This is a genomic window from Arthrobacter sp. 01T425 (assembly GCF_056398725.1).
Genome location: NZ_JBFTPY010000018.1, coordinates 41797 through 55562, shown reverse-complemented (window position 1 = coordinate 55562; position 13766 = coordinate 41797). Strand labels below are relative to the sequence as shown.

Genomic DNA, 13766 nt, shown 5'->3' with positions numbered 1-13766 from the left:
TTCACAGTGAACTGGTCCCTCTGCTGTTGCCCGGCGCCTATTGGCCTGAGCCCATAACCCCGTGCCCATAACCGCCTGCGCGGGGCTACTTCCGGCCGATGAACCAGTCCTGGAGTTTGCGCAGGCGGGTCTGCAGCTGTTCCTCGTTGGCCTGGGCGACGGCCGGGCCGCCGCAGACGGTCCGGAGCTTGGTGTGGATGACGCCGTGCGGGGTCCCGGTGCGGGCCGACCAGGCCGCCACGTTTTTGGCCAGCTCGGTGCGCAGGTCCATGAGCATCCGGTGGTCCGGCACGGCCGGGGCCGCAGCCGCGGCTGCCTCAGTCTGCGGGGAGCGCCTGTTCTTCCGGTTCAGCTGCTCGTGCTGGCGCTGGCGCAACAGCGTGCCGACCTGTTCAGCGTCCAGCAGGCCCGGGATCCCGAGGAAGTCGAGCTCGTCCTCCGAGCCCACCTCGCCGCCGGTGCCGAATTCGCCGCCGTCGAAGAGCACCCGGTCAAAGGACGCCTGGGAGTCGAGGGCCTCGAACTTGCCCTTCATCAGGGAATCGGAAGCCTTCTCCTCGCGGTTCGCCTCGTCCATGAGCGAATCCTCGGGATTGAAGAGGCCGTCGCTGTCTTCCTTCTCCGGGCGGTCCAGGGCGTGGTCGCGCTCGGCCTCCATCGAGTTGGCCAGGGCCATCAGCTGCGGCACCGAGGGCAGGAAGACCGACGCCGTCTCGCCGCGCTTGCGGGCACGCACGAAGCGCCCCACGGCCTGGGCGAAGAACAGCGGGGTGGAGGTCGAGGTGGCGTAGACGCCGACGGACAGCCGCGGAACGTCCACGCCTTCGGAGACCATCCGGACGGCCACCATCCAGCGCTTCTCGCTGGCGGTGAATTCCTCGATCTTGCTGGAGGCCTTGGCGTCGTCGGAGAGGATGACGGTGGGCGATTCGCCGGTGATCTTCTTCAGCTGGCCGGCATACGCGCGGGCGTCCTCGTGATCGGTGGCAATGACCAGGCCGCCGGCATCCGGGACGCTGCGCCGGACCTCGCTGAGGCGTTTGTCCGCGCCGGCCAGGACGGCGGGGATCCATTCGCCGGCCGGGTTCAGCGCGGTGCGCCAGGCCTGGGATGTGATGTCCTTCGTGACGGCCGACTCCCCGAGCGAGGCGGCCATCTCGTCCCCCGCGCTGGTGCGCCAGCGCATTTGGCCGGAGTACGCCATGAACATCACCGGGCGGACCACGTGGTCGCGCAGGGCCTTGCCGTAGCCGTAGGTGTAGTCGGCCTTGGAGCGCCGGATCCCGTCCCGGTCCTCGGCGTACTCCACGAACGGGATGGGCGAGGTGTCCGAGCGGAACGGGGTGCCCGTCAGGGAGAGCCGCCGGGCCGCCGGGTCGAACGCCTCACGGAGGCCGTCACCCCAGGACAGGGCCTCGCCGCCATGGTGGATTTCGTCCAGGATCACCAGCGTGCGGGCGGCTTCGGTCTTGGCCCGGTGCAGCATGGGCTTGCTGGCCACCTGGGCATAGGTCACGGCGACGCCGATGAACCCGCGGCCGTGCTGGCCGTCGGCATTCTTGAAGTTCGGGTCGATCGCGATGCCCACCCGGGCAGCGGCGTCGGCCCACTGGCGCTTGAGGTGGTCGGTGGGCGCCACGATGGTCACGCGGTTGACCACCCCGGAATCGATGAGCATGGACGCCACGCGCAGGGCGAAGGTGGTCTTACCCGCGCCGGGGGTTGCGACGGCGAGGAAATCCTTGGGGTGGGTGCTGAAGTAGCTGTCCAGCGCCTCCTGCTGCCAGGCGCGCAGCTTGGGGGCGGTGCCCCAGGCGGCCCGCTCGGGATAGGCGGGGGGAAGCGTGGGTCCGCCGAAAAGTGTCTCCGTCATTAAGGCGCCCTCCATCCGCGCATGGCTGCAGCCGACGGAGAAACCCAATTAAGCACAAAAACACCAATCTTTTTGGATGGACCGTAAGGCAGTACCCGGACAGCATGGACCGGCAATCAGGAAAGCAGAAAATCAGGGGCGCGACGACGCGCCGCCATAGGGAAGCGCCGTCCGAAGGCGGCTAACGGAACCTGTTGGTTCCGTTGATTGCCCTTACTTGTCGCCGGAGCCCTTGCCGCCGTCGTTTCCGGGGCGCAGGCCCTCGTAGACTTCCTTGCATTCGGGGCAGACGGGGAACTTCTGCGGATCCCGGCCCGGAGTCCAGACCTTGCCGCAGAGCGCGATCACCGGTTCACCGGTCAGCGCGGATTCCATGATCTTTTCCTTGCGCACGTAGTGCGAGAAGCGCTCCCGGTCACCGGGCTCAACTTCCTGGCGCAGTTCCTCGCGCTCGATCGTGGCCGTTGACGTCCCGGCTCCGGAGAGCTCGCGCATCGGATCGTTTTCGAGAGGATCGGTCATGCTAGTCATGACACCCATCTTAGCCGTTGGAAGGGCGCTGCCGGACCTGCGGGGTGCCGGCGGCGGGGCCTAGAGGCCCTGCCAGGCGGGTTTGTGGTCGTAGCTGTGGCGGTAGTAATCCGCCAGCCGCAGCGACGACGCCGCCGCCTCGTCCAGGAGGATGGTGGCGTGCGGGTGCAACTGCAGCACGGAGGCCGCACAGATGGCGGCGACGGGGCCCTCCGCGAGGTCCCGGACGGCCTGGGCTTTTTGCGCACCGGTGGCGATCAGGATCACGTGGCGGGCATCCAGGATGGTGCCCAGGCCTTGGGTCAGGACGTGGTGCGGCACGTCGGCCAGGCTGCCGAAAAACCGTGCGTTGTCCCGGCGTGTCTGCTCGATCAGGGTCTTGATCCGCGTCCGGGACGCCAGCGACGAGCCCGGTTCGTTGAACCCGATGTGGCCGTCCGTTCCGACGCCGAGGAGCTGAAGGTCCACTCCCCCGGCGTCGCGGATGGCGTCTTCATAGGCCCGGCAGGCCGCGGGGATGTCCGCCGCCGCGCCGTCGGGCACGTGGACGTTGGCCGGACTGATGTTCACCCGTGCGGTGAATTCGCGGGCGATCACCTCGCGGTAGGACTCCGGGTGGCCGGCCGGCAGCCCCACGTACTCGTCCAGGGCGAAGGCGCGGACCCGGCTGAAATCCAGTCCGGCGCGCTCGTGCCGCGCCGCCAGTTCGACATACACCGGCAGGGGCGTGGAACCGGTCGCCAGGCCCAGGACGGCGTCGGGCTTGCGGCGGAGAAGGGCTTCCACCGCATCCGCGGCAAGCGACGCGATCCGTTTGCTGCCGGGAAGGATGACAACTTCCATGATCCTGCCTTTGCTGGCCTGCCTGGTGTCCGAGTCTGCGCACTCCCAGCATGCACCCGTCAGCGGTTGACGGCCAGTTGTGCCAGCAGCTCCGGCGCCCGCCGGTCCAGCCACGCGCCGCCGGTCCGGACACCGACGGCGAAGAGCGTGAGACCGAGCACGGGTCCGAGGGCCAGCGTGATCCAGCCCGGCATGGAGCTGCCGGTGATGAACTGCGCGGCCACGAGCGCCGCCTCGGGCGCCACGAGGACCAGCAGCACGGCCATGCCGCCGAACTGCACGGCGAGGGTCTGGGCCACGTTGCCCGGCGGCTTCTTGAACGGGCTGTCCCCCGGGAGCGGGACGCTCACGGTGTAGCGCGCCGAGATCACCGAGGCCAGGCCCAGGCCGGTGAAGAGGACGCCGAGGCTGAGGCCCAGGACCGCGGGCAGCTTGTCCCAGTCGCCGGTGAAGAAGAACGGCCCGACACTGAAAAGGACCGCCACCGGCAGCGCGAAGCTCAGGCACGCCAGCGCACGGCCGAGCCGGTCGTCGGCGCCGCGCACCCCCGTTGCCACGTGCAGGGCGAAGGCGGTGCTGTCATAGGAGACATCCGTGGAGATCGACCACGCCAGGAGGAAGGCCGTCAGCGGCCCGACGAACTGGAACGGGCCGTAAAACCCGCTCTGGCTGCCCTGGAAGAGGAACAGCACCGGCAGGAGCGGAACGACCACGAGCGCGCCGGCGTAGCGGGGATCGCGCAGCCAGTAGTACAGGGACCTCGCGGCGACGGCGGCGGCCGGTGTCGCCGGGAGCAGCCCGAACAGGCCCGTGCCGCCGGTCCGCCGCTTGGATGTCCCGGCATAGGGCGGGGTCACCAGGGCGCGCTGCAGCAGGAGCTTCCACGCCAGGGCCAGGCCCGCCAGGGTGGCCGCGGCGATGAGGAATTTCACGGCCGCGGCCGCGTAGCTGCCGGCAGCCAACTCGCCGCCGAGCGAGAAGGCCGCCCCGGCCGGCGTCCAGGACAGGGCCCGGGCCAGACCGGTCAGGAAATCGCCGGAACCGGCGATTCCCCTCGCGATGCCCGCCACAATGGGCCCCGTGAGCACGAGCGGGATGAGGAAGGCGACGGAGCTGATGTCCTTGAAGCGCCGGGAGCTTGCCAGTCCGGCCGTGGCCGTGGTCACGACCTTGGAGAGAACGATGCAGCTCAGCACGCCCAGCACGGCACCGACGAGGGCGCCGGCTGCGGCCGGCAGGCTGCGGGACCAGGTGCCCACCGTGGCGAGCGCAACGAGTGAGGTTGCGAGACCCGGTATGCCGATCAGGCCGCCGAGCGCCAGCCCGGCCAGCAGCTTCGGCATGGGCACGGCAAAGGTGGTGAACCGGGCAGGGTCCAGCGTCAGGTCCGCGGCGGAGACAGCGACGGGAATGATGGCCCAGCCCAGCAGCGCCGTGGCGCCGCCCAGGACCACCACGGTCTGGGCGAGTTCAATCTCCACCCCGCGCAGGACGAACAGCCCGGCAACGCAAACAGCCACGATTCCCAGGGCATACAGGGCGCCGATCCCGATGCCCACCAGCTGCCACGGGCTGCGCCGGACGCTGTTGCGCAGCAGGGTCAGCTTGAGCCTCAGAAGGTGCGCAACCATTCCAGCCCTTCCGCGTGGTTCCGGCCGCCCACGAGCTGCACGAAGCGGTCCTCGAGGCTGGCGCCGGCGCGGACTTCCTCCACAGTCCCGGCGGCCAGGACCCGGCCGCCCGCGACGACGGCGACGTGGTCGCACATGCGCTGGACCAGGTCCATGACGTGGCTGGAGACGATGACCGTTCCGCCCGAGGAAACGTAGCGGTCCAGGATGTCGCGGATGTTCGCCGCGGAGATCGGGTCCACCGATTCGAACGGCTCGTCGAGGACCAGCAGCCGCGGGGCGTGGATCAGCGCCGAGGCCAGCGCGATCTTCTTGGTCATGCCGGCGGAGTAGTCCACCACCAGTGTGCCGGCGTCATTGGCCAGGTCCAGGGCAGCGAGCAGTTCCGCCACCCGCGACGCCACCATCTCCCGGTCCATCCCGCGCAGCAGGCCGGCATAGGTGACCAGCTGCTCGCCGCTGAGGCGGTCGAACAGCCGGACGCCGTCGGGCAGGATCCCCATCAGCTTCTTGGCCTCCAGCGGATGCTGCCAGACGTCGATGCCATGGACCAGCGCGGTGCCGAAGTCCGGGCGCAGCAGGCCGGTCGCCATCGACAAGGTGGTGGTCTTACCGGCGCCGTTGGGCCCGACCACCCCGTAGAAGGACCCGGCCGGAACGTCCAGGCTGATGCCATCGACGGCGATTTTGTCGCCGAAGCGCTTGGCGAGGCCAAGCAGGGACAAGGCAGGCACCTGCAGGACAGCCGCCGGCGGCGAAGACGGACCGGGCGGGGCTGGCTGTCCCTGCTGGCCAGGGGGTTGGAATGTCATGACGCCAGACTAACCGCCGGACGGCGCGAAAAGGATAGTCCGCAAGGCGTACGTTTTCACTCGCGGGAACCGCGCAGCTGTTTCTGGAATGAATGCCGGTTCTGGAATGAATGCCGGTTCTGGAATGGATGCCGGTTCTAGAACGAATGCCGGGGCATGGCGCGCTCGTACTGCGGCGGCCACGCCAGGTCATGGCCGAGCTCAAACGCGGCCCGCAGCCACCAGTGCGGATCCCGCAGGGCGGCACGGGCGATGAACACGCCGTCCGCCTGGCCGGTGGCCACCGCGTGCTCGGCCTGCCCGGCGGACGTCAGGAGTCCCACCGTGCCGGTCCTGACCCCGGTTTCGCGCCGGATCCGTGCGGAGAACCCGGTCTGGTAGCCCGGGCCTACGGGAATCTGCTGGTGGGCCACGGCCCCGCCGCTGGAAACATCCACCAGGTCCACCCCGCGCTCGGCGGCGGCAGCGGCCATCCGGACCGAGGCGTCGGCCTCGATCCCGCCCGGCGCCCAGTCCGAGGCCGAGATCCGCAGCAGCAGGGGCATGGAGTCCGGGATGACCGCGCGGACGGCGTCCACCACGGCAAGCGTCAATCGGTTCCGGCCCGCCTCGTCCCCGCCCCAGCGGTCCGTGCGGTCGTTGACCAGCGGGCTTTGGAACTGGTGCAGCAGGTAGCCGTGCGCGCCATGGATTTCGATCGTGTCGAACCCGGCATCGACGGCCCGCACGGCGGACGCGGCGAAATCGGCGATCACGCCGTCGATCTGCGCTTCCGTCATGGCCGACGGCGGCGCGTAGCCGTCGAATGCGCCGGTGCCAGGACCCACGGTGTCCCAGCCGCCCTCGGACGCCGGCACGCTGCCCACCTTGCCGGAGAACGGCCAGTAGGAGGACGCTTTCCGGCCGGCGTGCGCCAGCTGGGTGCCGATCTTGGTCTCCGCGGTGCCGTGGCGGTGCACGAAGGCGGTGATGCGTTCCCAGGCCGCGGCCTGGTCGTCGTTGTAGAGTCCGGCGTCGCGGGGGCTGATCCTGCCCGCGGCGTTGACGGCGTTGGCCTCGGTGAGGACCAGGGCCGCTCCCCCGGTGGCAAAGGAGCCCAGATGCATCAGGTGCCAGTCTGTGGGCACGCCCTCGCCCGTTTCGGGGTCGCAGCTGTACTGGCACATCGGGGACACCCAGCCACGGTGCTGCAGCCGCAGTGACCTTAGATCCAGCGGCGCAAAGAGTGCCGATCCCACTAGAACAGCACCCGGGCCAGCCCCTGGCGGGCCTTGGCGACGCGCTCGTCGCCGGTGCCGACGACGTCGAAGAGTTCAAGCAGCCGGACCCGGGCGGTCTCCCGTTCCGGGCCGAAGTTGCGGCCAATGAACGTCACGATCCGGCCAAGGCCGTCCTCGATGTGGCCGCCGGCGATATCCAGGTCCGCAACCCCGAGCTGGGCCTCGAGGTTGTCCGGTTCGTCGGCCGCGAGCCGGCGCAGGGCATCTGCCTCGGGCCCGGAGAGGGCCTGCAGGCGATCCATCAGTTCCACCTGCGCCAGGCCGGCCTTGGCCTCCGCGTCGGCGGGCATCTCGTTCAGGGCCTGCCGGTAGGCTGCGGCCGCGGCCGCGTAGTCGCCGGCCTCGATCGCATCGAACGCCGCCTGGTGCAGCGGCGGCAGCGGCGGCGCCTCCGGTTCCGCGCCAACCGGGCCGCCGGCGCCGATCCGTCCGGTCACGCCGTTGGTGGCGGCGACCTTGAGAAGTTCATCGAACAGGCTGCGTACCTGCTGTTCGTCCGCGCCTCCCTGGAAGAGCGGCACGGGCTGGCCTTTGACCACCGCGACGGCGGTCGGCACGGCCTGCACCTGGAAAGCCTGGGCAAGTTCCGGGAACACATCGATGTCCGCGGCCCCGAGGACCAGCCGGCCGTCGTAGCTCTCGACGATGCCTTCGAGGACGTCCACCAGCTGGCCGGAGCCTGGCGAATAGGAGGCCCAGAGGGCGATCACCACAGGCACCTGGGCCGAGAGGTCCACGAGCTCCTGGAAGTTGCCCTCGGTCACATCCACGCGCAACGGCCGGCCTGCGTGGTCGGCCGGGCCGGATGCCGGGGCCGCCGGGGCACCGGCAGAACCGGCGGAGCCCGCCGGGCCCGGGGCTGCGGCGCCGGGACGGGCAGGTCCCGGAGAACTCGGTGCCGGCCGCTGTTTCAGGGCGGAGAGATCGACGGCGCCGCGCAGGTTCAGCGGGCTGGCGGCAACTGGCGGGACCGGGCGGGAAGCTGGCGTAGTCATAGCTCCACTCTAGCCATTGAAGTCCCGCCCGGCGCCACCATGCCCGCCGGCGAAGGCTACTTGAAGGACGCCCCGACCAGGCCGCGGGTGGCGGCCACGAGCTTCATCGGGTCCGTGGAACCGGCCGGCGGAACATAGACAGCCACGGACTCTGCGAAGTCCAGCACCATGCCGGTGCTGGTCTCCTTGCCGCCGGCCAGGGCGGCCGCGTCGTCGCCGATGGTGAGCTTGTCCCCGTCAGCCTTCGGAGTGCCGTCGAACGAGAAGTTCAGCCGTCCCAGGACCAAGGCCCCGCCGTCAGCGGTTCGGAACACGACAGTGTTGTCCGCGGCCGCCTTGTGCGTGAAGGCGAAGGTGCCGTTGACGCCAGATTTGACGACGTCGGCCTGGTAGGCGAGGGTGTCCGCGATGTACGGGGAGGACTGGCCTTCGACGAGCTTGTCCTTGAAGGTGGAGTCGGCCTTGGTCAGGCGGTCACCGAGCCCGGCGAGGGCTTCGTCGCCGCTGTACGCGAGCCCGGTCTTGTCCGCGGGCGCCAGCGTCTCCGTACCGGCCCGGCCGATCCCCGGGAAGGTGGCACCCGGCTGCAGCGGGGTGCTGCTGATCAGCTTGTAGTTATCCCGCGGGGAGTCCTGGGTCAGGGTCAGCAGCTGAGGGACGACGTTGCCCTCGCCCTGCGTCACGGCCATGACCGAGCGCGGCCAGCTGCGCTTGTTGGTGACCACCGTGGTCAGCAGCTTGGTGGAGCGGACAGGCATGCGGGCTTCGTAGGAACCGACCTGCGAGCGGATCTTGTAGTTCTGTGTGCGCACCTGGAGTTCGGACTTGGCCACCCGCGGCGCCAGCTTGGCGGCGTCCTTGGCAGCGTCCCCTGCATCGACGGCACCGGCAACCTGTTCCAGGACGCGGCGGAACTGCGCGTCCAGCAGCACCGGCGCATCGCCGGTCTGGCCCTCACTGCCCGGGGTCGCGGCGTCGGAGGCCGGAGCACTGGGCGGCGGCGCGGGCGTCTGGCTGGCCTGGGCGGCCACTGACGTTCCGGCGACGGCGGCGGCGGTCAGCACTGCCACCACGATGCCGGAACGGCGCACCGTGCCGGAGCCCTTCTTCTGGCCAGCCGCTGCTTTCTCCGGCGCTGTTTTTTCCGGGCCTGTTTTCTCCGGCGTGGCCGGCTGCGGTGCAGTCTCGGGTGCGGAGGTGCCGGGTGCGGGGGTGCCGGGTGCCGCAGGATCCTGGGTGCTTTCCGTCGAGCCGTTGTCCCCGCGGCGTGCCGCGGCCTTGGCCTGCGCGCGGCGGGCGAACGTGCTGCCGCCGCTGGTGCCGCCCCCGGTGCGGTTGCCTGACTTCGGCTTGAGGACCAGCAGCGCCCCGCCGGCGATGATCAGCAGGCCGCCGAGCACCATGAGCGGAATGGCCCAGGGCGTGGAGGTGTCGTTCGGGAAAGTCATCGTGATGGAGCCCGGGGCGGTCTTGGTGCCGTCCGCGGCGAGGAGCAGCGACCAGTCACCGTCGGCCGGCGCGTTCCACGAGTAGTCCATTTCGCCGGTGGCGTTCTCGGTGGTGACCCAAAGATCCGATCCGGCGGGCGACGGCGCGGTAGCTTCGCCGTCGGTATGCGTCAGCTGCAGCGCCTTGCCGTCCTCGGAGACGTCGGCGACGGTGTTGTGGGCCGTCTTACCCACCCAGGCGTCGACGTCGTCCGGGCGTCCCGCGGCCAGCAGGAAGGCCCCTTCACCCTTCACCGTGATCTTCACGGTCCCGGGGTGCAGAGTCTTCAGCTTCTGGTCGAAGACGGTCAGCGGCGCGGCGGTGCCGGTCGGAGCGGTGGCCGTAATCGTCTCCGGGGGAGCCCAGAACGTCTTCTGGCCAATCCCGGCCAGGAGTGTCAGGAGGCCAAGCAGCACCAGGGCGACTGCAGTCTTGAAACGCAAAATACTACCTATCATCAGCGGACAGTTAGCTTCAATAGTAACCATTTTGTTACCCGCGAGTCAGATCGGGGACCCGGACGGCCCCCGGCGGCGGTGCCCGCGGGGGCGTTCTTCCCCTCTGGTGACAAGCCTGCTGATAGTGTTTGCGGTGATCATCACACCAGTGCCGCCAGTGTGGCGCAGCAAGGAATTAAGGGCATTTAACGCAGTGACTGAACATACGGATTCGTCCTCCGCCGGACCAGAAGAAGCGCAGGAATCCGACAGCCAGGAACCCGGCCCCGAACAACCCGTTTCCAGTCCCCGGCCCACAACCTCCCGGCCCCGGATTGCCGCGGCAAATGTCCTTCTGTCCGCGGCCCGGCGCCTGCGCCAGCCCCTGCCCGGAGCCCAGCCGAGAATCCGCTTCGAGATGCCCCCGGAGCATGAGGCCGGGGACGCGGAGACGTCCGCGGCCGATGCCCGCTTCGGCAGTCCCGGTCCGCGCATGTCGGCCCAGCACCCCTTGTACATGGGCTTCATGGGCACGGTCGGCGTCGGCTTCGCCCTCCTGGTCTACTGGATCGGATCAAATACGACGCAGCTGCTTTTGTGGATCATCACGGCGCTCTTCATCACCCTCGGCCTGGACCCGGTAGTGCGGTGGCTCGAACACCGGAATGTCCCCCGCGCCGCCGGCATCCTCCTGTCCGTGTCCACCCTGGCACTGGGCGTCGCCGCATTTTTCGCCACCCTGATCCCCACGATCGTGCAGCAGGTGACGCAGATCGTGCAGCAGGCGCCCAAGTGGGTCCAGGACTTCATTGACTCGGACTTCTTCCGGAGCATTGACAGCCAGTTCGGCATCCGGGACCGCATCAGCCAGGAGCTGGAGAAGTTCGTCAACAACCCGGACGCCATGGGCGGCATCTTCGGCGGCGTTGTGGGCTTCGGCTCCACCGTGGCAAACGGGATCTTCGGCGCACTGATCGTGCTGGTCCTGAGCCTGTACTTCCTCGGCGCCCTCCCTGCGATGAAGAAATGGGGCTACCGGCTCGCGCCGCGCTCACGGCGGGCCCGGGTAGAAGCCCTGTCCGAGGAAATCACCGGTTCGGTGGGCAACTACGTGATCGGCCAGGCCGCCGTGGCAGTGCTGAACGCGACGTTCGCGTTCATTGTGATGTCGATCATCGGAGTGCCTTTTGCAACGCTGCTGGCGTTCGTGGTGGCCCTGCTGGCCTTCATCCCCCTCGTGGGCGGCATGATTGCCGGGTGCCTGGTGACGCTCGTTGCCCTAACCGCCGGCTGGCAGACCGCGCTCGTCTTCGCTATCTGCTATTTCGCGTACCTCCAGTTCGAGGCCTACTTCATCTCTCCGCGGATCATGCAGAAGGCCGTGGCGGTGCCGGGCGCCGTCGCCGTCATCTCTGTGATCGCGGGCGGCAGCCTCCTGGGCGTCCTCGGAGCCTTGATCGCCATTCCCACTGCGGCGGCCATTATGCTGCTGGTCAAGGAAATCCTCATCGCGCGCCAGGACAGCCGCTGACGGGGCTCCCCGATCGGTTTTTCGCACTGAAACAGGACAGCCGCACCGTGGTCCACGGTGCGGCTGTCCTGTTTCGGTGCGGTTTTCTCTCTTCGCGCCGTTGGCGGCTCAGGCGTGTGCCGTGGCGACCGGCCCGTCCCATTCCTGCGGCAGCACCGTTTCGGCACCCCCTGTGGCGCCGCCGGGGATGACCTCGTCCACGATTTCGTTGAGAACCCGCCCGGCGTACTTCTCCCCCACCCACAGGTGTTTGGCGCCGTCGACCCCCACCACCTGAGCCTGCGGCACCAGCGCGAACCTCGCGGCCGCAGCCGCCGGCTGCAGGTAGTCGTCGTGCTCGGGGACCAGGACCTTCAGCGGCTTGCCGGCCTCGGCCCATTCCTTCAGGTGCACGTCCGTGGCCCGGTGCAGCGGGGGCGAGAGCAGCACAGCCCCCTCGATTTCCGAGGCGACGGGCTCGGCGGCGCCGTACATCAGGGCCAGCTCGGTGCCGAAGGACCAGCCGACCAGCCACCGGTTCGGCAGGCCGCGGTCCACGGCGAACTGCACCGCGGCCTCGACGTCAAGACGCTCGCCGATGCCTTCCTCGAAGGCTCCCCCGCTGGTTCCCCGCGGCGATGAGGTGCCGCGTGTGTTGAAGCGCAGGACGGCGATTCCCGCGAGGGCGGGCAGCCGGTAGGAGGCCTTGCGGTAGACGTGCGAATCCATGAAGCCGCCGTGCGTCGGCAACGGGTGCAGCGTGATGAGTGTTGCCTTGATTCCGCCGGTTTCCGGGACGGCGAGCTCGCCCACCAGCCGGTGCCCGTCCGACGTGCGGAGTTCGATGTTCTCGCGGCGGGCAGGCAGGACCGTGGAAGCGCGAATGGCAGTGGGAGCAGAGGGCTGGGTGAAGACGTACGACGCGGGATCAAAGCTCATGCTGACCAGCTTAGCGATACCGGTAGCTCCGCGAAGTCCAGCAGTTGCTGTGCCAGTGGCGCCGCTCGGCGAGACCCGCGGCGGCGCCAAAGAGGTGGTCCCCGGACCAGACCACCAGGTGGGCGATTCCCGGCAGCACGGCGGTGGAGCAGCCAGGGCAGATGTAGGTCTTCTCGGCGCGGCCCGCGGTGATGGGGCGGACCATCCATTCGCCGTCCGGTGCGCTCTCGCGGCGGGCGAAACCTGAGCGGGCGCGCTCCAGGTCAAGTTCCGGTGCCGGGCCGTGCTTGGCTCCGGCGGCTTTGCTCTTTCCGGGCACTGCGCCCTTGCCGGAGCCTGTCTTCGCAGAACCGGCGCGGCGGGGTCGGTTGGAACGGGGCATGCCTCCATTCTGCCCCAGTCCGGCTGCCGCTCATTGCCGCCCCGCCAGGCCGCCGCCCGCGCAGGCGGTAGAGTTGACCGGGTGCGTTTAGTCATAGCCCGCTGCTCCGTTGATTACGTCGGCCGCCTCAAAGCCCACCTGCCGCTGGCCACCAGGCTGTTGCTGGTCAAGGCCGACGGTTCGGTCCTGGTCCATTCCGACGGCGGGTCCTACAAGCCGCTGAACTGGATGAGCCCTCCTGCGTCCCTGCGGGTCTCCACACCGGATGAGGTCGACGTCGAGGTCGGCGTCGTCGAACAGTGGACGGTCCAGTCGGCCAAGACCGATGACCGGCTCATCATCAACATCCACGAGCAGCTGCACGATACCTCCCACGAACTGGGCCAGGACCCCGGCCTGATCAAGGATGGCGTCGAGGCGGACCTCCAGCGGCTCCTGGCCGCCCAGATCGAACTGCTGGGCACCGGGTTCTCGCTGATCCGCCGGGAGTACTTCACCGCGATCGGCCCCGTGGACATCCTGGCCCGGGACGCGGATGGCGCCACCGTGGCCATTGAGCTCAAGCGCCGGGGCGACATCGACGGCGTCGAGCAGCTCACCCGGTACCTGGAACTGCTGAACCGGGACCCGCTGCTGGCCCCGGTCCGGGGAATCTTCGCAGCCCAGCAGATCAAGCCGCAGGCCAAAGTCCTCGCCAAGGACCGCGGAATCGACTGCGTGACCCTGGACTACGACGCCATGCGCGGCGTTGACGACAGCGAATCCCGGCTCTTTTAAGCACCCTGCGGCAGGCTTTGCTCGGCGGCGATTCGCGTTAAGACGTTCTTTGCACAATTTTTATGCAATTCTTCCGTTCGCCCGTTGACCTGACGCAAGTGTCATGAAATTCTTATACGAGTCTTTGTGTAGGTGTTTTTTCATGCTCGCAAGACATGTTGCGAGCGTGAAGCTCCTGCCGCCACGGTCCGTGAATCCGGTTCCGTTGCCAAAGGTTCTTCTCGCAGAGTGACCAAGTCCGGTGCGAAGTGCGCCGGATTTATTCAAG

General features: G+C 68.8%; 12 protein-coding genes. 2 read left to right on the top strand and 10 right to left on the bottom strand.

Translation table 11 applies throughout. The features are described from left to right. Positions 1-85: 85 nt before the first annotated feature. The 8 genes from AC1DNG_RS17770 to AC1DNG_RS17735 form a co-directional block, all read right to left on the bottom strand. On the bottom strand, positions 86-1873 hold the full coding sequence (locus tag AC1DNG_RS17770) for a DEAD/DEAH box helicase (RefSeq protein ID WP_079554437.1): 1788 nt from the start codon (positions 1871-1873) through the stop codon (positions 86-88). A 213-nt stretch (positions 1874-2086) separates the two neighbouring features. Further along, on the bottom strand, positions 2087-2404 hold the full coding sequence (locus AC1DNG_RS17765; RefSeq protein WP_370122952.1) for a DUF3039 domain-containing protein: 318 nt from the start codon (positions 2402-2404) through the stop codon (positions 2087-2089). 60 nt (positions 2405-2464) lie between these two features. Next, a complete protein-coding gene (nagB, locus tag AC1DNG_RS17760) occupies positions 2465-3247 on the bottom strand; it encodes a glucosamine-6-phosphate deaminase (protein WP_230008509.1) in 783 nt (260 codons plus the stop codon). 59 nt (positions 3248-3306) lie between these two features. Continuing rightward, positions 3307-4878 carry a transporter gene (locus AC1DNG_RS17755; protein ID WP_476887890.1) on the bottom strand — a complete coding sequence of 524 codons (1572 nt, stop codon included), beginning with the start codon at positions 4876-4878 and terminating at the stop codon, positions 3307-3309. Beyond that, the gene (locus AC1DNG_RS17750; protein WP_476887889.1) at positions 4860-5690 is read right to left on the bottom strand and encodes an ABC transporter ATP-binding protein; all 831 of its coding nucleotides are present in this window, start codon (positions 5688-5690) and stop codon (positions 4860-4862) included. The genes AC1DNG_RS17755 and AC1DNG_RS17750 overlap by 19 nt, the downstream gene beginning before the upstream one ends. 137 nt (positions 5691-5827) lie before the next feature. Continuing rightward, positions 5828-6928: an NADH:flavin oxidoreductase/NADH oxidase gene (locus tag AC1DNG_RS17745; RefSeq protein WP_230008676.1), complete on the bottom strand. Its 1101-nt coding sequence runs from the start codon at positions 6926-6928 to the stop codon at positions 5828-5830. Further along, positions 6928-7965 carry a co-chaperone YbbN gene (locus AC1DNG_RS17740; RefSeq protein WP_476848855.1) on the bottom strand — a complete coding sequence of 346 codons (1038 nt, stop codon included), beginning with the start codon at positions 7963-7965 and terminating at the stop codon, positions 6928-6930. The genes AC1DNG_RS17745 and AC1DNG_RS17740 overlap by 1 nt, the downstream gene beginning before the upstream one ends. Positions 7966-8021: 56 nt before the next feature. Further along, entirely contained in the window at positions 8022-9911 is a 1890-nt protein-coding gene (locus AC1DNG_RS17735) for a hypothetical protein (RefSeq protein ID WP_476887888.1), read from the bottom strand. A 193-nt stretch (positions 9912-10104) separates the two neighbouring features. Between AC1DNG_RS17735 and AC1DNG_RS17730 the strand changes: the two genes are divergently transcribed. After that, on the top strand, positions 10105-11421 hold the full coding sequence (locus AC1DNG_RS17730) for an AI-2E family transporter (RefSeq protein ID WP_374706739.1): 1317 nt from the start codon (positions 10105-10107) through the stop codon (positions 11419-11421). 108 nt (positions 11422-11529) lie between these two features. On the opposite strand, the gene AC1DNG_RS17725 is transcribed toward AC1DNG_RS17730, so the two are convergent. Both AC1DNG_RS17725 and AC1DNG_RS17720 read right to left on the bottom strand, forming a co-directional pair. Further along, positions 11530-12339, bottom strand: a complete 810-nt coding sequence (locus tag AC1DNG_RS17725) for an alpha/beta hydrolase (protein WP_476887887.1) — start codon at positions 12337-12339, stop codon at positions 11530-11532. A 10-nt stretch (positions 12340-12349) separates the two neighbouring features. Next, positions 12350-12721, bottom strand: a complete 372-nt coding sequence (locus AC1DNG_RS17720) for an ATP/GTP-binding protein (RefSeq protein WP_476887886.1) — start codon at positions 12719-12721, stop codon at positions 12350-12352. Positions 12722-12802: 81 nt separating this feature from the next. Between AC1DNG_RS17720 and nucS the strand changes: the two genes are divergently transcribed. Beyond that, the gene (gene nucS / locus AC1DNG_RS17715) at positions 12803-13498 is read left to right on the top strand and encodes an endonuclease NucS (protein ID WP_026266819.1); all 696 of its coding nucleotides are present in this window, start codon (positions 12803-12805) and stop codon (positions 13496-13498) included. Positions 13499-13766: the final 268 nt, after the last annotated feature.